General features: G+C 68.7%; 19 protein-coding genes. 4 read left to right on the plus strand and 15 right to left on the minus strand.

Annotation, left to right across the window (positions count from 1 at the left end):
• Nucleotides 1-128: 128 nt before the first annotated feature.
• From ABZ656_RS15450 to ABZ656_RS15460, 3 genes are all read right to left on the minus strand, one after another.
• Complete coding sequence (locus tag ABZ656_RS15450) at nt 129-1,298, minus strand: cysteine desulfurase family protein (protein WP_101400808.1); 1,170 nt, start codon at nt 1,296-1,298, stop codon at nt 129-131.
• 109 nt (nt 1,299-1,407) lie between these two features.
• On the minus strand, nt 1,408-1,737 hold the full coding sequence (locus ABZ656_RS15455; protein WP_360268230.1) for a DUF4190 domain-containing protein: 330 nt from the start codon (nt 1,735-1,737) through the stop codon (nt 1,408-1,410).
• Nucleotides 1,738-1,759: 22 nt separating this feature from the next.
• Nucleotides 1,760-1,927, minus strand: coding sequence for a hypothetical protein (locus tag ABZ656_RS15460; RefSeq protein WP_168495772.1), 168 nt, complete (start codon nt 1,925-1,927; stop codon nt 1,760-1,762).
• A gap of 144 nt (nt 1,928-2,071) precedes the next feature.
• On the opposite strand from ABZ656_RS15460, the gene ABZ656_RS15465 reads away from it, so the two are divergent.
• A complete protein-coding gene (locus ABZ656_RS15465) occupies nt 2,072-2,698 on the plus strand; it encodes a TetR family transcriptional regulator (protein ID WP_101400807.1) in 627 nt (208 codons plus the stop codon).
• Nucleotides 2,699-2,913: 215 nt separating this feature from the next.
• Here ABZ656_RS15465 and ABZ656_RS15470 read toward each other — a convergent pair whose 3' ends face one another.
• Together ABZ656_RS15470 and ABZ656_RS15475 are read right to left on the minus strand one after the other, a co-directional pair.
• Nucleotides 2,914-3,288, minus strand: coding sequence for a hypothetical protein (locus ABZ656_RS15470; protein WP_360268234.1), 375 nt, complete (start codon nt 3,286-3,288; stop codon nt 2,914-2,916).
• A 125-nt stretch (nt 3,289-3,413) separates the two neighbouring features.
• Entirely contained in the window at nt 3,414-4,397 is a 984-nt protein-coding gene (locus ABZ656_RS15475; RefSeq protein ID WP_360268237.1) for a YafY family protein, read from the minus strand.
• Nucleotides 4,398-4,580: 183 nt separating this feature from the next.
• On the opposite strand from ABZ656_RS15475, the gene ABZ656_RS15480 reads away from it, so the two are divergent.
• Nucleotides 4,581-5,165 (plus strand): TIGR03086 family metal-binding protein, encoded by a 585-nt coding sequence (locus ABZ656_RS15480; RefSeq protein ID WP_101400805.1) that lies wholly within the window; start codon nt 4,581-4,583, stop codon nt 5,163-5,165.
• Here ABZ656_RS15480 and ABZ656_RS15485 read toward each other — a convergent pair.
• Nucleotides 5,158-6,018 (minus strand): thioesterase family protein, encoded by an 861-nt coding sequence (locus tag ABZ656_RS15485; protein WP_168511396.1) that lies wholly within the window; start codon nt 6,016-6,018, stop codon nt 5,158-5,160. The two genes, ABZ656_RS15480 and ABZ656_RS15485, sit on opposite strands and share 8 nt — an antisense overlap.
• 215 nt (nt 6,019-6,233) lie before the next feature.
• On the opposite strand from ABZ656_RS15485, the gene ABZ656_RS15490 reads away from it, so the two are divergent.
• Nucleotides 6,234-7,463 carry an alpha/beta hydrolase-fold protein gene (locus tag ABZ656_RS15490; protein ID WP_360268241.1) on the plus strand — a complete coding sequence of 410 codons (1,230 nt, stop codon included), beginning with the start codon at nt 6,234-6,236 and terminating at the stop codon, nt 7,461-7,463.
• On the opposite strand, the gene ABZ656_RS15495 is transcribed toward ABZ656_RS15490, so the two are convergent.
• The gene (locus tag ABZ656_RS15495; protein WP_101400802.1) at nt 7,363-8,028 is read right to left on the minus strand and encodes a trimeric intracellular cation channel family protein; all 666 of its coding nucleotides are present in this window, start codon (nt 8,026-8,028) and stop codon (nt 7,363-7,365) included. The two genes, ABZ656_RS15490 and ABZ656_RS15495, sit on opposite strands and share 101 nt — an antisense overlap.
• A gap of 47 nt (nt 8,029-8,075) precedes the next feature.
• Nucleotides 8,076-9,467 carry a M1 family metallopeptidase gene (locus ABZ656_RS15500; protein ID WP_360268245.1) on the minus strand — a complete coding sequence of 464 codons (1,392 nt, stop codon included), beginning with the start codon at nt 9,465-9,467 and terminating at the stop codon, nt 8,076-8,078.
• A 347-nt stretch (nt 9,468-9,814) separates the two neighbouring features.
• On the opposite strand from ABZ656_RS15500, the gene ABZ656_RS15505 reads away from it, so the two are divergent.
• Complete coding sequence (locus ABZ656_RS15505) at nt 9,815-10,336, plus strand: hypothetical protein (RefSeq protein ID WP_129592101.1); 522 nt, start codon at nt 9,815-9,817, stop codon at nt 10,334-10,336.
• Nucleotides 10,337-10,402: 66 nt separating this feature from the next.
• On the opposite strand, the gene ABZ656_RS15510 is transcribed toward ABZ656_RS15505, so the two are convergent.
• From ABZ656_RS15510 to ABZ656_RS15540, 7 genes are all read right to left on the minus strand, one after another.
• Nucleotides 10,403-11,959 carry a dipeptide ABC transporter ATP-binding protein gene (locus ABZ656_RS15510; protein ID WP_360268249.1) on the minus strand — a complete coding sequence of 519 codons (1,557 nt, stop codon included), beginning with the start codon at nt 11,957-11,959 and terminating at the stop codon, nt 10,403-10,405.
• Between the two features lie 23 nt (nt 11,960-11,982).
• Nucleotides 11,983-13,077 (minus strand): ABC transporter ATP-binding protein, encoded by a 1,095-nt coding sequence (locus ABZ656_RS15515; RefSeq protein ID WP_067370852.1) that lies wholly within the window; start codon nt 13,075-13,077, stop codon nt 11,983-11,985.
• Nucleotides 13,074-14,072: an ABC transporter permease gene (locus ABZ656_RS15520; RefSeq protein WP_101400798.1), complete on the minus strand. Its 999-nt coding sequence runs from the start codon at nt 14,070-14,072 to the stop codon at nt 13,074-13,076. The genes ABZ656_RS15515 and ABZ656_RS15520 overlap by 4 nt, the downstream gene beginning before the upstream one ends.
• A 111-nt stretch (nt 14,073-14,183) precedes the next feature.
• Nucleotides 14,184-15,983 carry an ABC transporter substrate-binding protein gene (locus ABZ656_RS15525; RefSeq protein WP_101400797.1) on the minus strand — a complete coding sequence of 600 codons (1,800 nt, stop codon included), beginning with the start codon at nt 15,981-15,983 and terminating at the stop codon, nt 14,184-14,186.
• A 69-nt stretch (nt 15,984-16,052) separates the two neighbouring features.
• Nucleotides 16,053-17,060: an ABC transporter permease gene (locus ABZ656_RS15530; RefSeq protein WP_101400796.1), complete on the minus strand. Its 1,008-nt coding sequence runs from the start codon at nt 17,058-17,060 to the stop codon at nt 16,053-16,055.
• 343 nt (nt 17,061-17,403) lie between these two features.
• The gene (locus ABZ656_RS15535; RefSeq protein ID WP_101403771.1) at nt 17,404-18,204 is read right to left on the minus strand and encodes an enhanced serine sensitivity protein SseB C-terminal domain-containing protein; all 801 of its coding nucleotides are present in this window, start codon (nt 18,202-18,204) and stop codon (nt 17,404-17,406) included.
• Nucleotides 18,205-18,401: 197 nt separating this feature from the next.
• On the minus strand, nt 18,402-19,205 hold the full coding sequence (locus tag ABZ656_RS15540; protein ID WP_101400795.1) for an enhanced serine sensitivity protein SseB: 804 nt from the start codon (nt 19,203-19,205) through the stop codon (nt 18,402-18,404).
• Nucleotides 19,206-19,268: the final 63 nt, after the last annotated feature.

A 19,268-nucleotide genomic window follows, 5' to 3' on the forward strand; every position in this document is an offset into this window, starting at 1 on the left:
TCCTCGTACTGGACGTACTTGGGCTTTCGGCCGGTGCGGCGAGAGTGCGTGCCGGGCGTCGCGACGGGGCGAACGTTGCCTGTTGCGGCACTAGCGCCTGTCCGGCCCTGCGGGCGGGCGCCGGCGTGTCAGGTCAGACCTGCCGTCCGTGCCCGCTCCACCGCCGGGCCGATCGCCTTGGCCACCGCCTCGACGTCCGCCTCCGTGGAGGTGTGGCCGAGGGAGAAGCGCAGGGTGCCGCGGGCCAGGTCGGGGTCGGTGCCGGTGGCCAGCAGGACATGGCTGGGCTGGGCGACCCCCGCCGTGCACGCGGAGCCCGTGGAGCACTCGATGCCCTGGGCGTCCAGCAGAAGCAGCAGGGAGTCGCCCTCGCAGCCCGGGAACGTGAAGTGCGCGTTGGCGGGCAGCCGGCCCCCGGCCGCGGGGTCGCCGCCGAGGATCGCGTCGGGCACGGCAGCGCGTACCACGTCGACCAGGTCGTCGCGCAGGGCGCCGATCTCGCGGGCGAACCACTCGCGCTGCTCGGCGGCGAGCCGCCCGGCGACCGCGAACGAGGCGATGGCGGGTACGTCGAGGGTGCCGGAGCGCACATGCCGCTCCTGGCCACCGCCGTGCAGCACGGGTACGGGCGTGTACTCGCGGCCCAGCAGCAGGGCGCCGATGCCGTACGGGCCGCCGATCTTGTGGCCGGAGACGGTCATCGCGGCGAGACCGGACGCGGTGAAGTCGACGGGCACCTGACCGAAGGCCTGGACCGCGTCGGCGTGCAGCGGGATCCCGAACTCGGCCGTGACGTCGGTCAGTTCGCGGACCGCCATCACCGTGCCGATTTCGTTGTTGGCCCACATGACGGTGACGAGGGCGACGTCGTCGGGGTTTCGGACGATGGCCTCGCGCAGGGCGTCCGGGTGGACGCGGCCGTAGGAGTCGACGGGCAGGTACTCGACCGTGGCGCCCTCGTGTTCGCCGAGCCAGTGGACGGCGTCGAGGACGGCGTGGTGTTCGACCGGGCTCGCGAGGACCCGGGTGCGGGCCGGGTCGGCGTCGCGGCGGGCCCAGTACAGGCCCTTCACGGCGAGGTTGTCGGCCTCGGTGCCGCCGGAGGTGAAGACGACCTCGCTGGGGCGGGCGCCGAGGGCCTCCGCCAGGGTTTCCCGGGCTTCCTCGACCGTCCGCCGGGCGCGGCGGCCGGCGGCGTGCAGGGAGGAGGCGTTGCCCGTGACGCTCAGCTGGGCGGTCAGCGCCTCTACCGCCTCGGGGAGCATCGGTGTGGTCGCGGCGTGGTCGAGGTAAGCCATGATGGGCCCGATTCTACGGGCCGTCCGTCCACGGCCTCGGCCCCCGTCGGGGTAGCCGCCCGTCCGCCCCTCGTTCCGCGCTGGATCGAGCGCCTCGTTCGGCGGCGGCTCAGAAGTTCCAGGACACCGTGCTGTCGAACTGCATGAACGCCACCAGCACCAGCAGATCGGCGATGCCGAGGCCCAGACCGAGGAAAGCCCGGCCGCGGCGCGCGGTGCCGCGCCAGAGGGCGACGGAGGCCAGAGCGATGGCGATCGGGCCCAGGAAGACGTTCAGGACCAGCAGGCCGAGGAGGCCGAGGATGAAGGAGGCTACGGCCATGCCGTCGGCGTCCTTGGTGCCGGTCCCGCGGGTGGGGGCGGTGGACGCGGGCCCGGTGGACGCGGGCCCGGTGGACGCGGGCGCGGTGGTGAGGTCGGTTCGCTCGGTGAGTTCCATGACGTGAGTCAGCTCCCGACAATCAGTTGGTGGAGGTGTGGCGCCGACGGGCGTTGCGCTCGCGGACCGCGAAGACGGCCAGCCAGACGCCGATGACGGCCGCGGCGACGAGGGTGACGGGCAGCGGGGCGTGGGCTACGGAGCCCATCACGACACCCAGCAGCAGCAGGACGGCGACGAGGAACAGCATGAGGTGCCTCTCGACAGTGAACCCCGATTGTTTCGGGGACTTGACGACTCAGTGAACGGTTGTAGTAACACTTGTTCACTGACTCCAGAGTCTAGCGCGTCGACCGGCTTTTCAATTACAGAGAACAGTTGTTAACTGCATGGTATGAGTCACACTCTCGGCATCCGGCAGGCCCAGAAGCAGAAGACCCGTCAGGCGCTCCTGGACGCCGCGTTGGAACTGCTGGAGGAGCAGAGCCTGAGCAGCCTGGGTCTGCGCGAGGTCACGCGCGCCGTCGGAGTCGCGCCGACCGCCTTCTACCGGCACTTCCGCTCGACGGAGGACCTCGGCGTGGCGCTGGTCGAGGAGGCGCTCGGCAGTCTGCACCCGATGATCGGGGACACGGTCTCCGCGGCCGGCGACAGCGCCGGACGCATCGAGCGCGCGGTCGACCTGATCGCCCACCATGTCGAATCCCATCCCGCACACGTCCGTTTCATCGCGCGCGAGCGGCACGGCGGCGTCCAGCGGGTGCGGCAGGCGATCAGGGAGCAACTGGAGCGGTTCGCCGAGGAGGTGAAGGCCGAGCTGGCCAAGCACCCCGAGTCGGAGGGGTGGAGCGACGACGATCTGCTGATGCTCGCGGGACTGTACGTCGACCAGATGCTGATGACGGCCTCGCTCTATCTGGAGGCGCTGGAGGCGTCCGAGGAGGAGCGGGAGCGGGTGGCCCGTGTCGCGACCCGCCAGATGCGGCTGATCGCCATCGGCCGCCGCAACTGGCTGGGGTGACACACCCGTTCACCAACGGGCGGCGTGACGCGCCCGTTCACCAAAGGGTGGCGTGACATACCCGTTCACCAAAGGGTGGCGTGACGCGCCCGTTCACCAAAGGGTGGCGTGACATACCCGTTCGCCGAAGGGTGGCGTGACATACCCGTTCACCGAAGGGCGAGGTGACGCACCCGAGCGTCGAGTACGTCACCCCTGAGAGAACCGGGACCGGCTCAGCCCTGTGCCGCCTGCCCGCTGGGCCGCCCGCTCGGCTGCCCGCCACCGCCCGGACCGCCGCCGCAGCCGCCCTGACCGCCGCCCTGGCCACCGCCCGGACCGCCGGACGGCATGCCCGAGGGACCGCCGGAGGGCATCTTGCCGGTGGGCATGTTCGACGGCGTCCCGGAGGGCGAGCCCGTGGGCATCCCGGAGCGCCCGCCGCTCGGCATGCCCGACGGGCCTCCGCTCGGCATGCCGGAGGGCCGCTGACAGTTCTGGCTCGAGTTGCCGCTGTTCGAGGACGACGAGTCGCCCGAGCCGCAGGCCGCCAGCAACGGCGAGAGCGCCAGCAGGGCGACGGCGGGGACGAGTCGGGCACGACGGTTCATGAGGTAACTCCCAGTCAAGTCACGTGGACCGGTTTATGAAGGCCGGATGAGTGCGGGATGAGCGGTGGACAGAGGACCAGATCCACGTAGGGCCACGCTGTGCCGAACCTGTGGTTACCTGTGGGTCAACTTCCCTCGTGCGGGGCCCGATCCCCGCCGTACACCGCACCGATCGCGGCCGCCGCCGCGGCCAGTTCCGCCCGCGCCTCCGGCGGCGAGAGCACCTCCACCGCGTCCACGAAGGCCAGCAGCGTGCGGGCCTCGCGGACGACGCCGTACGCCAGGTGCGCGAGGACCCACTCGCTCTCGCCGTCGTCCTCCGGAAGCGCCGTGAGGGAGGCCGCGTTGAGCCTGATGAACATGTCGAGACGGGCACGCCGTACCCGAACTGTGACATCGAGACCGCCCGGCCGCTCCTCGACCTGGCGCCGCAACACCTCCCAGACGTCACCCAGTTCGACGCCCGGGCGCCGCTTCACGGGATCGCCCAGCAGCGTCGCCGAGCGCACCCGGTCGGCCCGGAAGAGCCGCGGCTGCCCGTGCCGGTCGGCCACGAGGTACCAGACGCCCGCCTTGGACACGAGCCCGTACGGGTCGACGGTGTAGGTGCTGGGCTCGGTGTGCCCGCCGTGCCGGTAGCTGAGCCGCAGCCTGCGGTCGGTGAAGACCGCGTCCTGGAGCACCTCCAGGTCCACGGCCCGCCGGGGGCCGCCCTTCCAGCGCGTCGCGTCGACGAGGATCCGGCGGCTGGTCACCTCGGCGGCCGGGCGGTGCGGCGCCGGCAGCGCGGCCATCACCTTGCGCAGCGCGGACCCGAGCGCCGCGTCCAGGCCGAGCGCGGCGTGCGCGCCCTGCGCGGCCAGGATGAACAGCGCGCGGGACTCGTCGGCGGTCAGTCCCGTGACGTCCGTACGGAATCCGGCGAGCAGTTCGATGCCGCCGTGCCGCCCGCGCTCGGCGTACACCGGGACGCCGGAGGCCGAAAGGGCCTCGATGTCGCGGTAGATGGTGCGCACCGACACCTCGAGCCGGTCGGCGAGTTCGTGTGCGGGGACGCGGCCGCGGGTCTGCAGCAGCAGAAGGATCGAGAGCAGGCGGTCGGACTTCACGCGCACCAGGATCGCGCACCGCGGATCACGGCCGCCGATGCCCGTCGAAGCTCGTCCGAAGCCCGGCGTAAATGCTGACGGAAACTGTCAGGTTATCCAGCGAACCTGAGGCGCAACGGCAAGGCAGCGCAACGCCGACACCAGACACCGACACCGACACACCTACGCCGATAGAGGTCCGCCATGAACATCGACCCCCGCCCTCTCCACGCCCGCGCCACCGAGCAGATCGCCGCCCTGGTCAAGACGGTTCGCCCGGAGCAGCTCGCCGGTCCCACCCCGTGCGCCGAGTTCGACGTGCGGACCCTGCTGTCGCACATCGCGGGCGGTACCCGCCGGATCGCGGTGGTCGGCGCGGGCGGCGACGGAATGGCCGTACGACCGTTCCTCGACGGCGTCGAGGACGATCGCTGGAGCGCGGCGTACGACGAGGTCAGGACGGAGGTCCAGAAGTCCTGGTCGGACGACGCGCGCCTGGACGCCCTCGTCACCGTGCCGTGGGGCGAGGCCCCCGGACGTATCGCCCTGTCGGGCTATGTGATGGAGGCCGTCACCCACACGTGGGACCTCTCCGAGTCCCTCGGACGGCCGCTCGCACTGGATCCGGAGCTGGCCGAGTTCGCGCTCGGGATCGCCCGGCGTGTGCTGCCGGACGAGCGGCGCGACGACGACGAGGAGCTGCCGTTCGACTCGGCGGTGCCGGCCCCCGAAGGGGCCGACGCCTACGGACTGCTCGCTGCCTACCTGGGCCGGCGACCGCTCAGCTGAGCCGGACCCGGGCGAGCTGCCGGGACTGCGCGACCAGCCGGTCCGCGCTGTCCCACACCTCGGCGTCCTCCTCCAGGAAGCCGCCGGCGAGGTTACGGGTGGTGATCGACACCCGCAGCGGGCCCGGCGCCGGACGGCAGCGCACATGGACCGTCAGTTCGACCGTCGGCACCCAGCCGGAGATGCCGAGCTCGAAGGCGGTGGGCGGCAGCGCGTCCACCGCGAGGAGCAGCGAGAGGGGGTCGGGGTCACGGCCGTCGGCGAGCCCGAACCAGGAGCGCATCTCGCCCTTCCCGGACGGCGCCCCCAGGGCCCAGCCGAGGGTCGCGGGGTCGAGCTTGAGCATCAGCCGCTCGGTGATGGCGGAGCTGCCGTCGACGGGCGCCGGTCCGTCCTCCGGCCCGAAGCAGTGCTCCATGGGCGGGATCGCGGGCGGTGTCGCCGTGGTGCGGACGTCGTCGGGCAGGGCGTCGAGATCGCCGTACGAGGCGAGCACGCGGATCCGTTCGACCTCGCGGCCCTCGTCGTCGAACTGGAAGAGCGAGGCCTGCCCGGTCGACAGGGTCCGCCCTGTCCGGACGACGTCCGTTCGGACCACTGCCGGGCCGGGTTGCGACGCGGTCAGATAGTGGGCGGAGACGGTGAACGGGTCGCTGTGCGGCAGGGCGTCGGCGAGGGCGCGGCCCAGGACGGCGAGCAGATAGCCGCCGTTGACGGCGCTGATGATGGTCCATCCGGCGGACAGGTCGATGTCGTAGACGCCGGGTTCGCGCAGGGTGACCGCGGTGTCGCGGTCGAACTCGCTGTCACCGATCGCGGCGCGCGCGGCCTGTGCGGTAGCTGCTTCTGACATGCCTGAACGGTACAACAGGTAATTACTAAGCGGTAGCTTTTTCTGTTTCGGGCATGTGAACCCCGTCACCCGGGAGTGAGGTTTCGGCAATTTCTTGGTAAGTGTCCGAACTCTTCCGTGAACCAACGGCATCGGATCCCCCTCTCCAAGGACATAGAACCCGATGCAGCTGCAGACCGTTGATCCAGCCCGTCACAGGAAGAGCCGCACACACCGTGAGCCTCACCGGAACGCCGTTCCTCCTCACCGCCATCATCCTGGTCGCGGTCGCCCTGATCCTCCCCCTCGTGCTGTGGTCGCGCGTTCCGGGCCCCACGGTGGTGCGCAGCGTGGCCCGGATGGTGATGCTGCTGTTCGCCCAGGGCACCGCGATCACTCTCGTCTTCGTGCTCGTGAACAACGCCAACAGCCTGTACGACAACTGGTCCGACCTGCTCGGCACGGGCAACCACGTGCGGGCGGCCGCCAACCTCGGCCGGGACGGCACCGGCGGTATCTCGCTGCGCCAGCTCCCCAAGGTCCGCCAGACGTTCTCGCAGGCCGACGGCCCCGGTATGTCCAAGGCGGGCGGGGTGAAGGTCACGCAGCTGCACGGCCAGGTGTCGGGTGTGGACGCGGAGGTCTACGTCTGGCTGCCGCCGCAGTACAACGAGCCGGCCTACCGCAACCGGAAGTTCCCCGTCGTGGAGCTGCTGCCCGGCTATCCGGGCTCGGCGAAGGCGTGGTTCGGTTCGCTGAAGGTGCATGAGCAGTTGCTGCCGCTGATGCGCGACGGGCAGGTCGCGCCGTTCATCCTGGTGGCGCCGCGCACGAATCTGCTGGCCAAGACCGACACCGGCTGCGCGAACGTGCCCGGCAAGGTGAACGCCGACACCTGGCTCAGCATCGACGTGCCGAAGATGGTGGTGGACAACTTCCGGGCGAAGTCCGCGCCGGACGGCTGGGGCGTGGCCGGCTACTCCGCGGGGGCGCACTGCGCGGCCAAGCTCGCGGTCGCTCACCCCGACCGCTACCGGGCCGCGGTGAGCATGTCCGGGTACAACGACCCGATCGGCGAACGCAACTCGCTCGCGGCGCGGACCCTGACGCTGCGCCGGGAGAACAATCCCTACCTGCTGCTCAAGTCCTACCGCACGCCGCCCCACATCTCCCTCTACATCTCCGGCGAGGCGCATGACGGCTACGAGGCCGGCGCGGCGCTCCAGTCGATCGCGAAGGCGCCGACGAGCGTGCAGGTGGTGCTGCTGCCGCGCAGTGCGGGCGGCCACAACATGGCCCTGTGGCGGCCGCAGATCCCGGAGACCTTCCGTTGGCTGACCCTGCAGATCGGGCCGGGGGCCCACGCTAAGGAGTCTGCGACTCCGTCGCCGTCGACCGGCGGTGCCAAGCACGCGGCGCTCGCCAGTGGTACCGCATCGCGAGCAACCGCAGGACGAAAGCGGTGACAGCGGCGAGCCCGCTGGTGAACGGGGACAGCGCGTCGTAGCGGATGCACAGGACCACCATCGTGGCGCCGACGATCGCCGGGACCGCGTACAGATCGCGGTCCCAGCGCAGCAGTGAGGGCACCTCGTTGGCGAGGACGTCGCGCAGCACACCGCCGCCGACCGCGGTGGCCAGGCCCAGGGCCGCGGACGGGGTCAGGCCGAGGCCGTACTCGTACGCCTTCGTGGTGCCCGCGACGCAGAACAGGCCGAGTCCGGCCGCGTCGAAGACGTTCACCGCGACCTGGATGCGCTCCACCTCGGGGTGGAGGAAGAACACCAGCAGGGCGGCGAGCAGCGGGGTGCTGAAGTAGCCGAGGTCGGTGAACGCGGCCGGGGGTACGGCCCCGATGACCATGTCGCGGAACAGCCCTCCGCCCAGTGCGGTGACCTCGGCGAGGACGGCGATGCCGAAGACGTCGAAGTTCTTGCGGACGGCCAGCAGGGCGCCGGAGATCGCGAAGACGAAGATCCCCACGAGGTCGAGCACATGCTGGACGGAGGGGGTGAACAGTTCCTGAAGCACCCGGACATTCTCACCTGTCGCGGGGCTTGCGCCTTACAAAGAAAGGGTTACAGGGCTGGTTTCCCTGTGGTGAACAGCCAGGTCTGGAAAAGGTCGTCGAGCTGTCGTCCCGAGATCCTCTCCGCGAGGTGGATGAAGTCGGCGGTGTTCGCGTTGCCGTACTTGTGGAGCTTCGTCCAGGCGGGCAGCAGTTTGAAGAACGCGGTGTCGCCGATGCGCTCGCGCAGCATCTGGAGGGTCATCGCGCCACGCTGGTAGACCGCCGAGGCGAACATGGTGTCGCGCTGCGGGTCGGCGACGACGGTCCCCCAGAAGGCGGAGTCCGCGGGCCGCGCGTTGTACCCGGCGAGGAAGGAGTCGTGCGCCGAGCGGATCCCCTTGTGCTCGGACCACAGCCACTGGGCGTAGGTCGCGAAGCCCTCGTTCAGCCAGATGTCCTTCCAGCGCTCCACCGACACGGAGTCGCCGAACCACTGGTGGGCCAGCTCGTGCACGATGGTCGACTCCGAGCGCACGGCGGAGTACGCGGGCTTCGACTGCACCTCCAGCGAGAACCCCGCCTCCGGCATGTCGTCGACGATCGCGCCGGTCTCCTCGAAGGGATAGGGCCCGAAGACCTGCGACCAGTAGTCGGTGGCCTCGGCCGTCACGGCGTACACGTCGACGCTGTTGCTGCCCGCGAGCACCGGGTCGATGGCCACGTAGATCGGCGTCCCGGCCGGGGTCGTCCCCGTCTTCACGTCGAACTTCCCGATGGTCGCGGTCGCGAGGTAGGTCGCCATCGGCCTGCTCTCGCGCCAGTGCGCGACCGTGCTGTCGCCCTTGTCGTACGTCGATATCAGCCGCCCGTTGGAGACGCCCGTCAGGCCCTTGGGTGCCTTGATCCGGATGTCGTAGGTGGCCTTGTCGGAGGGGTGGTCGCTGGAGGGGAACCAGGTGGAGGCGGCGTTGGGCTCACAGGCGACGAAGACTCCGTCGGCGGTCTTCATCCACCCGTAGTCGGAGCCGAAGACGATGGGACCGTTGAGGGCTTCGGGAACGCCGCCGTAGGCGACGGTGACGGTGAAGGTACCGCCCTTGCGGATCGCCCCGTGCGGGGTGATGTGGATCTCGTCGCCGTCGCGGGTGAAGTCGGCGCGTCTGCCGTTCACTTCGACGCGCGTGACCTCCAGTCTCTGGAGGTCGAGGTCGAAGGAGGAGAGGGACTGGGTGGCGCGGGCCGTGAGCGTCGTACGGCCGTCCAGGCGGTCGGTGTCCGGGTTGTACGCCACGTTCAGGTCGTAGTGGCGGGCGTCGAAGCCGCCGTTGCCGAGCTGGGGGAAGTAGGAGTCGCCGATGCCGTCGGCGCCCGGGGTCGGGGCGGAGGAGGCGGCGATGACGAGGAAGGAGGCCGCCGCGGTCGCGAGGGCCCCTAAACGTGCCGAACGGGAGAGTGCCATGAGCGTCCCTTTCGTACGTGTTCCGATCGTTCCCGATCAGTTGGACACGCGAGACTCTGCACTCTTCCATTCGGGCATGTTCATGACTTTGCCCAATCGTCATGGCCTACCCGCCAGTTGACTCCTGACGATCGACTTCCGCTCCTCCCGAACGGGCGGAAACAGTCCGCCGTTTGACCGCACGAAGACCCCGGCATTCCCGAGTCTTTACCGCCCGGAGCGGCAGGCTCAATTGTTGCTCAACTCCACAGAATGTGATTGACCGGTCTCGGTCAACTTCATAGGCTCATTCCAGCTTGACGGGCTCCGCCGAAACGGAGGCCGGACCACTTGCATGGGGGAAATTCATGCGTAAGAGAACCAAGCTGGCCACACTTGTCGTCGCCGGAGTAATGCCGCTCGTCGCGGGTGCGGCGCCGGCCTCGGCGGTCGTCACTCCGAAAAGGTCGTGCCCGGTCGATTACGGGGTCCTGATCACCTCGCACTCGTCCTATCGGATTCCCGCCTCGGGGGCCTACTTCAAGGACGGTCCGGGCGGTACCATCACCGCCTCCGTCACCAGGGCGTCCACCATCACGTACAGCCTCTCCACCTCCCTGGAGGTGAGCGCGAGCTACCTGTTCGCCTCGGCGAAGGCCTCGGTGAGCGGCAGCATCACCAAGTCCGTGGCGGTCACGACCGGCCACACGTACTCGCACAACATCCACTCCAACAAATACGGAAACCTGCAGTACGGTTCCAACGGCTTCAAGGTCGGATGGGAGTCGAACCGCACGAATCCGAACTGTTCGGTGACGACGCTCGCGAGGGGCACGGCCAAGCTTCCGGCGACTTCGGTCGGCTGGCACTACTGGGAAACCAGTTCCTGATAATTCTTCAAAACAAATGCCCCGGTAACCATTTCTCTGGTTACCGGGGCATTTACTTTTACCCGATCACTTCTGGCTGTCGGTTCCCGACTCCTCCGACGAGTCCGACTCGTCGACGGCGACCGTTTCGGAGACCTCCTCGGTGGCGGCCTCCTCGGTGGCGGTCTCCTCCGTGGCGGTCTCCTCCGCGGTGGCCTCCTCCGCGGCGGTCTCCTCCGCGGTGGCCTCCTCCGCGGCGGCCTCCTCGGCAGACTCGGTGGTCGTCTCCGCGGCGGTCTCCTCCGCGGTGGCCTCCTCCGTGGCGGCCTCCTCGGCAGGCTCGGTGGTCGTCTCCGCGGCGGTCTCCTCCGTGGTGGCCTCCTCCGCGGTGGCCTCCTCCGTGGCGGCCTCCTCCGTGGCGGCCTCCGCGGCAGGCTCGGTGGTCGTCTCCGCGGCGGGCTCCGGAGTCTCCTCCGTGGTTTCCAGTTCCGCGGCCACCGCCGCCGACGTCTCCGCCGACTCCGCCAGCACCTCGTCGGCCACGAGCGCCGCGGCCTCCTTCGCCACGGACAGCAGCACCGTGTCCTGCGGCGCCTGGTCCTCGAAGTTCTCCGGGTGGTGGCAGGCGACCTGCTGGCCGGGCTTCAGCTCCAGAAGCGGCGGCTCGGTCGTCTTGCAGATCTCCGTGGCCTTCCAGCACCGCGTGTGGAAGCGGCAGCCGCTCGGCGGCGCGATCGGCGAGGGCACGTCGCCCTTGAGCAGGATGCGCTCGCTCTTCACGTTCCGGCGCTTGGGGTCCGGGATCGGCACCGCGGACATCAGCGCCTTGGTGTACGGGTGCATCGGCGCCTTGTAGAGCGAGTCGCGGTCGGCGAGCTCCACGATCTTGCCGAGGTACATCACCGCGATCCGGTCCGAGACATGCCGGACCACCGACAGGTCGTGCGCGATGATCACGTACGTCAGGCCCAGCTCCTGCTGCAGGTCGTCGAGGAGGTTGACGACCTGCGCCTGGATCGACACGTCGAGCGCCGAGACCGGCTCGTCCGCCACGACCAGCTTCGGGTTGAGCGCGAGCGCGCGGGCGATGCCGATGCGCTGGCGCTGACCGCCGGAGAACTCGTGCGGATAGCGGTTGTAGTGCTCGGGGTTGAGGCCGACGACCGACAGCAGTCGCTGGACCTCCTTCTTGACACCGCCCTCGGGGGTCACGCCCTGCAGCTTGAACGGGGCACTGATGATCGTGCCGACCGTGTGGCGGGGGTTGAGTGACGAGTACGGGTCCTGGAAGATCATCTGGACGTCACGGCGCATCGGACGCATACCGCTCACACCGAGGTGCGTGATGTCCTTGCCCTGGAACTCGACCGTGCCCGCGGTCGGTTCGAGCAGCCGCGTGATGAGCCGGCCCATCGTGGACTTGCCGCAGCCGGACTCGCCCACGACGCCCAGGGTCTCCCCGGAGCGCACCTCGAAGTCGAGGCCGTCGACGGCGCGCACGGCACCGACCTGACGCTGCAGCAGGCCCTTCCGGATGGGGAAGTGCTTCTGCAGTCCGGTCACCTTCAGCAGGACGTCACCGGGAGCGGCGTCCTTGGTGAGGGTGGCGCCGCCTTCGTCCTGTGCCTGTGCGGGAATGGTCACTTCCGCGTCCTTGGCTTTCTCGCTCACAGCTTCGGCGCAATCTCTTCGATCCAGATGCGTTCCCGCTGCTCCTGGGTCATGTGGCAGGCGGCCCAGTGCCGTCCGCCGACCTCGGTCAGCTCGGGGCGGACCGTGCGGGTCACGTTGTCCTTGGGAACGTCCGCGTACGGGCAGCGCGGGTTGAAGGCGCAGCCGGACGGGAGGTTGATCAGCGAGGGCGGGGAGCCCTTGACGGGGATGAGGCGTTCGGTCTGCTCACGGTCCAGGCGCGGCATCGAGCCGAGCAGCCCCCAGGTGTAGGGGTGCCGGGGCTCGTAGAACACCTTCTCGGCCGGACCGCGCTCGATGCAACGGCCGCCGTACATCACCAGGATGTCGTCGGCGAGCTCCGCGACGACGCCCAGGTCGTGGGTGATGATGATGACCGCGGAGCCGAACTCCTTCTGCAGGTCCCGCATCAGGTCGAGGATCTGCGCCTGGACGGTCACGTCCAGGGCGGTCGTCGGTTCGTCCGCGATGAGCAGCTCGGGGTTGTTGACCAGCGACATCGCGATCATCGCGCGCTGACGCATACCGCCGGAGAACTCGTGCGGGTAGCTGTCGACGCGCTTGTCCGGCTGCGGGATGCCCACCCGGTCGAGCATCTCGACCGCGCGGCGCTTCGCCGTCTTCTTGTCCACGTTGTGGTGGATGCGGTACGCCTCCACGATCTGCTGACCGATCGTGTAGTACGGGTGCAGCGCGGACAGCGGATCCTGGAAGATCATCGCCATCTCGCGGCCACGCAGCTTGCGTACGTAGTCCGGGTCGGCGGACAGCAGTTCGGTGCCGTTCAGCCAGATCTCGCCGGAGATCTGCGCCTTGCGCTTGCCGTACTGGCCGGCCGTGTGCAGGCCCATGATGCCGAGCGAGGTCACCGACTTGCCGGAGCCGGACTCGCCCACGATCCCGAGGGTCTTGCCCTTCTCCAGCTGGAAGCTGAGCCCGTCGACGGACTTGACCAGACCGTCGTCGGTCGGGAAGTGCACCTTGAGGTCGCGTACTTCGAGGAAGGCGGAGGGTGCGGGCGAGTCCTTGACGGGCTCGGCCACCGCTCCGCTCTTGCTGAGTTCGGTCATGAGAGCCTCACTCGGGGGTCGATCACGGCGTACAGGACGTCCACCACGAGGTTGGCGAGAAGCACCGCGAGAGAAGTGATCAGAGTGACGCCCAGGATGATGGGCAGGTCCTGGTTCTTGATGGCGTCGAGCACCGCGCGGCCGAGGCCGGGCAGGTTGAACGTCGACTCCGTCAGGATGGCGCCGCCGATGAGGGCGCCGAGGTCCATGCCCAGCATGGTGAGGATGGGGGTCATCGTGGAGCGCATGGCGTGCTTGCCGATGACGACCTGCTCCTTGAGGCCCTTGGCACGTGCCGTGCGGATGTAGTCCTCGCCGAGGATCTCCAGCATGGTGGCGCGGGTGATCCGGGCGTACATCGCCGCGTACAGGAAGGCGAGGGTGATCCAGGGCATGATCATGCCGCCGAACCAGCCGCTGACGCTCTGGTCGAGCGGCACGTACTGCGCGTTGATCCAATGCAGTCCGAAGGTGAAGATCGCCAGGCTGAGCATGCCGGTGAAGTAGATGGGGAGGGAGACACCGGAGAGGGCGACGACCATCGCGCCACGGTCCCAGATGCTGCCCCGCTTGAGCGCGGAGAGCACACCGGCCGCGACACCGAAGACCAGCCACAGCACGGCGGCACCGAGCGCGAGCCCCAGGGTCACCGGGAAGCGGTCGGTGAGCACCGGCCAGACGGCCTGCTCGCTGCGGAAGGAATAGCCGAAGCAGGGCGCGGCGCAGTGCGTGACGTCGCCACCGCCCGAGTAGGTGCGGCCGGCGAAGATGCCCTTGAAGAACTCCCAGACCTGGGAGTAGATCGGGTCGCTCAGGCCCAGCTTCTGCCGTACGGCCTCGACAGCGGCCGGGTCGGCCTGCTTGCCCACGAAGCTCGAGGCGATGTCCACGCCCGCCCACTTGGGGACGAGGAAGAAGATGCCGAAGACCACCATGACGATGACCACGAGCATCACTGCGGCGGCGAACAGCCGCCTGATGAGGTAAGCGAGCACAGCTTACGGCCCGCCGCGGGGCCGCGGGCCACCGGAGGTCATCCGACGGCCCGCGACCACGCCGCGCCGGCCTTCACCTGCCTTTCGTGCCTGTACGGCGGGTGTGCCGGTTTACTTCTTCGGGTTCTTCAGGCCGAGGTTGACGAAGTCGTACGTACCGCTGTAGTTGTCCGTCGTGTAGACGTTCGCGAGGTTGTCGCTGCGCCAGTTGATGAACTTCTCGAAGGTGAAGGGCAGGTAGTACGCGCCCTCCATGACCTTGTGGTTGATATCGGTCGAGATCTTGGTCTTGCCCGCCTCGTCCAGCGTGGTGACGTACTGGTCGAACAGACCGTCGATGGTCTTGTCGTTGATCAGGGAGAAGTTGTTGTTACCGCTCGGCGCGATGTACTTGCTGTCCCACAGCGGCAGACCGAAGCCCTGGACGGTCGGGAAGTCCGGACCCCAGCCCATGATGATGATGCCGTAGCCCTTCTTCTTCACGTTCGAAGGGCTGCCGATGATGCCGGTGGTCTGCGAACCGTCGAACTGGTCGATCTGCGCGTTGATGCCGATCTTCTTCAGCGACGCCTGCAGCGACTGGGCCGTGGCCACCTCGACCGGCTTGTTGTTGCGCACCGCGATGGTGGTGGAGAAGCCGTTCGGCTTGCCGCACGCCTTCAGCGCCGCCTTGGCCTTCTCGACGTTGCCGTTCTTGTCGGCACCGGAGATGCCGTACGGGTCGTACTTCTGGCCCTCGGCGCCCGGGACGGACGGCGGGAGCATGTTGGTGCCGATGTCACCACCGGCGATCGGGCCACCGCGAGCGGTCTGCAGGGAGACGTGGTCGGCGCCGAGGATGACCGCCTTACGGCACTCGACGTTGTCGAACGGCTTCACGCTCTGCGGAAATGCCGCGTAACGGATGTAACCCGAGATCGGGTTGTCCAGGTTGGCCTTGTGCTCCTTCAGGGCGGTGGTGCGGCCCTGCGGGGACATGCCGGTCTGGTTGATGTCCAGGTCCAGGTCACCGTTGAGCAGGCGCTGGTCCAGCTGGTTGGCGTCCGAGTAGAACTGGACGGTGATCTTGTCCGGGTACGCCTTGCGGATCGGGTCCGAGGACTGCTTCCAGTTCGTGTTGCGCACCAGCGTCAGGCTCTTGCCGGGGCTGTACGAGTCGAACTTGTACGGGCCGGAGGAGAACGGCTTCAGGCCGTACTTGGACTTGGTGTCCATGTCCTGGCGGACCGGGGAGGCCGAGACCAGACCCAGCACCTCCTGGAAGTCCGAGTTGGCCTTGGGGAGGTGGAAGACGATCGTCTTGTCGTCCGGCGTGGTGATGGCCTTCAGGCCCAGCTTGTCCTTGGACGTGTCCTTGTAGGGACCCTTGTACTCGCCCTTGGGGTCAAGGAAGTCCTTGAGGTACGTCGGACCGCCGGACAGCACGTCCTGCGCCCACACGCGCTCGATGCCGTACTTCACGTCCTTGGACGTGATCGCCTTGCCGTCCTCCCACGTGACGCCGTCACGCAGGGTGTACGTGTAGGTCTTGCCGTCGTCCGTGACCTTCGCAAGACCCGTGGCGAGGTCCGGGGTGAGCTCGGCGCCTGCCTTGCCCGGCTCCGTCTTGCCCGTGACCAGCTGGCGGCTGTAGTAGCGCGCGAAGTCCCACATGAAGCCGTAGTAGCCACGCGTGGTGTCCCACGAGTCGGCGTCCTGGGCACCGCCGAACCGCAGCGTGCCGCCCTTCTTGACCAGGGAGGCCTGGGCGACCTTGTTGTTGGCGGCGTCGAAGCCGGCGGCGCCGGTCTTCGAACCGTTGTTGTCGTCGCTGCCTCCGCCGCCGCACGCCGCCGTGGTCAGCAGTGCGGCGACCGCAGCAGCGGCGGCAAGCGCCTGCTTACGCCGCCCTGAGGTGCGTTGGGTAGTCACGATCTCGGATCCTCCGGATTTGATGAGAGACCCCGTGTTGGTGCCACGGGACGCTTGGGGTGTGGCAGTTCAGCGGGAGGCCTTCGGGTCCAGCGCGTCCCGCACGCCGTCGCCGAAAAGGTTGAAGGCAAGGACGGTGATGAAGATCGCCACACCAGGGACCACCATGTACATGGGGTCGGACTCGTAGTAGTCGATCGCGCTCGACAGCATCTGTCCCCAGGACGAGGTGGGCGGCTTGACGCCCACACCCAGGAAGCTGAGTGCCGCCTCGGTGAGGATGTTCGTGGGGATCATCATCGTCGTGTAGACGATGATCGGTGCGACCAGGTTGGGCAGCAGTTCCTTGAACAGGATGTAGAAGCGCCCGGCGCCCAGCGATCGCGCGGCCTCGACGTACTCGCGCTCACGCATCGAGAGCGTCTGGCCGCGCACCACGCGTCCGATGTAGGGCCAGCCGAAGAACCCGATGACCAGGATCATCACGAACACGCGCACGTTGGAGCCGGACAGGCCCAGCATGTTGTTCGGCATGACCGAGACCAGGGCGATCGTGAACAGGAGCTGCGGGAAGGCCAGCAGGCCGTCCATCACGCGGCTGATGAGCGAGTCCACCCAGCCGCCGAAGAAGCCCGCCAGGATGCCGAGGATGGTGCCGAGGACGACCGCGACGACGGCGGAGAGGAAGCCCACCAGGAGCGAGACGCGGGCACCGTAGAGGATGCGGGCGAGGATGTCGCGGCCGTTGACGGGCTCGACGCCCAGCAGGTGGTCACCGCTGATGCCGCCCAATGACCCCGTGGGGGTGCCGAACAGAGGGTCGATCAGCTTCTCGTTGAAGGTGTCCGGGTCCTGACCGAGCAGGTGGGTGATCACTGGCGCCAGCAAGGCGATCACGATGAGGACGAGCACGACGATGCCGCCGGTCAGGGCGAGCTTGTCCCTCTTCAGGCGCTCCCAGGCGATCCGGCCCAGGGAACGTCCCTGCACGACCTTCTCGCCGGCGGCGGCAGCCGCCGCTTCTTCGGCCGCACTCGGGGCCGCTTCCGCGGTCGGCTCGTGCAATGGTGCCGTCATCTGGCAGGGACCCCTCTCAACCGGCGGTAGCCGGCCCACACGTGCCGCTTGTAGCGGCGTGATCAGTCCGTCGTACACAGGGGCTAAACCCCCTGGAGCGGGAGTCTTCAACGCCTCGGCGATCTGTAGCCAGACTTGACGGTGAATGGATGCGTAAACGTGATGCTGTCAGGGGGGTTCCGTTATCCGGACGGCGGGTAACGGGGGTCGGACACGGGGCAGTTGGGACGCCGGGGGCGAATACGGGCATTAACCGGACGATCCCTTGTCATCTACGCGCGAAGAAATGCAGAGCCGCGGTGAAGGACCCGTGCCGATCCTTCACGGTTCGCCGGGCAGCGGATCAGTATCCGCCGGGTGCCGGTGGATAGCCGTACCCACCCGCCGCCGGAGCCTGCGCGGGGGCCGCGTGGGCCTCGCGGTCGTAGAACGGCCGCGCGTTGGCGCGCAGCCACATCGCCACCGGGTCGTACTCGTCCGACATCGCGACGGTCGACACGGGCAGCCCGTCCGGAACCGCGCCGATGGTCTGCTGCATCATCGCCCGCACCGAGTCGACGGCGGGCGGCGAGGTGTCGTAGACATCGAGCCCGATGGCCAGATACGCCGCCCCGAGCGCCGGCTGCACCCAGGCGCGGCGCAGCGAGCGCACGGCGGTGGTGCGATGTGCGTTCTGGGTGAGCAGGGCGTAGAACTGCGGGATCTCGATGCCGGGTTCGGACATTCGCAGCGGACCGGCGGGCTGGCGCTCCAGACCCGCCGCGATTCTGCGCAGATCCAGCCACGGGATGCCGACCCCGCCGCCCGGGGCGTGCGGATTGAGCCAGAGCCCGAAGTGGTCGGGGTAGAGGGTGCGGGCCACGTCGAGGCCGTCGACGACCTCGTACGACCGGTTCCAGCCGCTGGCCGAGAGTTCCTGGGCGGAGGTGACGCACGGCGCGTAGCCGAAGCCGTCCACCTCCATGTTCCCGTACTGGGCGTCCGGGGAGCCGCCCTGGCCGTGCCAGAGCAGCATCCACACCTGGCCGGACGACGGGGTCGCGAGCGCGCGAAGGAGCGCCTCGTAGGCGTCGTAACGCCCGGGCGTCACCTGGCGCAGCATGTGCTCGACCTGACCGGCCGCGGCCGTGCCCGACGCGCTCACCTTCAACCGCCCCTTCGCGAAGAAATCATGACGTCGACCAACACCTCGGCCGAACCCCGGCCGAGCCATGAAACCAGCTTAAGCGGCGAATGCACTCCGCTGGGGAGCCGTTGGAAGCTCGGGGCTTGCCGTGTTCGGGCCGCAGCAGGTCCACTGTGGTTGCTCGCGCAGTTCCTCGCGCCCCTTGCGGGGCGCTTCTACCGGGTCTGCTGGTAGAAGGGCCGTACTTGGGCTCGCATCCAGTCGCCCACCGGGTCCTGGGCGACGTCCAGGAGGACCAGGTTCACCGGCCACTTGACCGCGACGCGGGAGAGGGCGCGGGAGAGGGCGTCCATGGGGAGGGCGCGGAGGTCTCCCTCCCACACGGAGAGTTCGACTCCGACGAACATGACCGGGTCGTCGCCCTCGATGCTGGCCAGACAGCGGCGGGCGGTCCGTACGACTCCCGTCGCCGCGAACTCGGCCGAGGCGGCGGCGAAGAAGTCCACCGGATCGTCCTGCCAGTCGGGCTCGTAGAGTTTCACCCGGCCACCGCTCGTGGGCCCGTCCAGCGGGGTGCGCCCGGCCCGGCACAGCTCGGCGACCGCGAGGGGCGGCAGCGGCACACCGACCACCCCGTCCGGGTTGATCGCGATGCCGACCTGCGGAGGCAGCCCGCGGGCGAACTCGACCGCGGGCGCGATCGTGTACGACAGATGGCCGCCGGTGACCTGGCGGAACTGCTCCTCCGAGCTGAAGACCGGCACGTACGCCTGGCCGTCGATCTCCAGGGTGGGCAGGTCGAGGGATCCCGCGTGCGGTCCGCCGCCGTTGGGCAGCGGCACCCAGACGAAACTGCGGCCGAGGACCTCGACGATGCGGCCGCCAGCCGAGGGCACTCCGAGGGACGCGGAGAGCACCTCCTCCAGTTCGTTGCCCGGCCAGCCGCCGTGCGAGTGGGGGTGTGAGCCGGGTTGCGGGTACGCCGGTGCCGAAAAGTCCGGGAAGTCGGGGATGTCCATCTGTCTACCTGTCTACCGCCTGCGGTGAACCACTGTTCTGGTGTTCTGGCTGGAAAGATTAGT

Source organism: Streptomyces sp. NPDC007095, assembly GCF_040634475.1.
GTDB lineage: Bacteria > Actinomycetota > Actinomycetes > Streptomycetales > Streptomycetaceae > Streptomyces.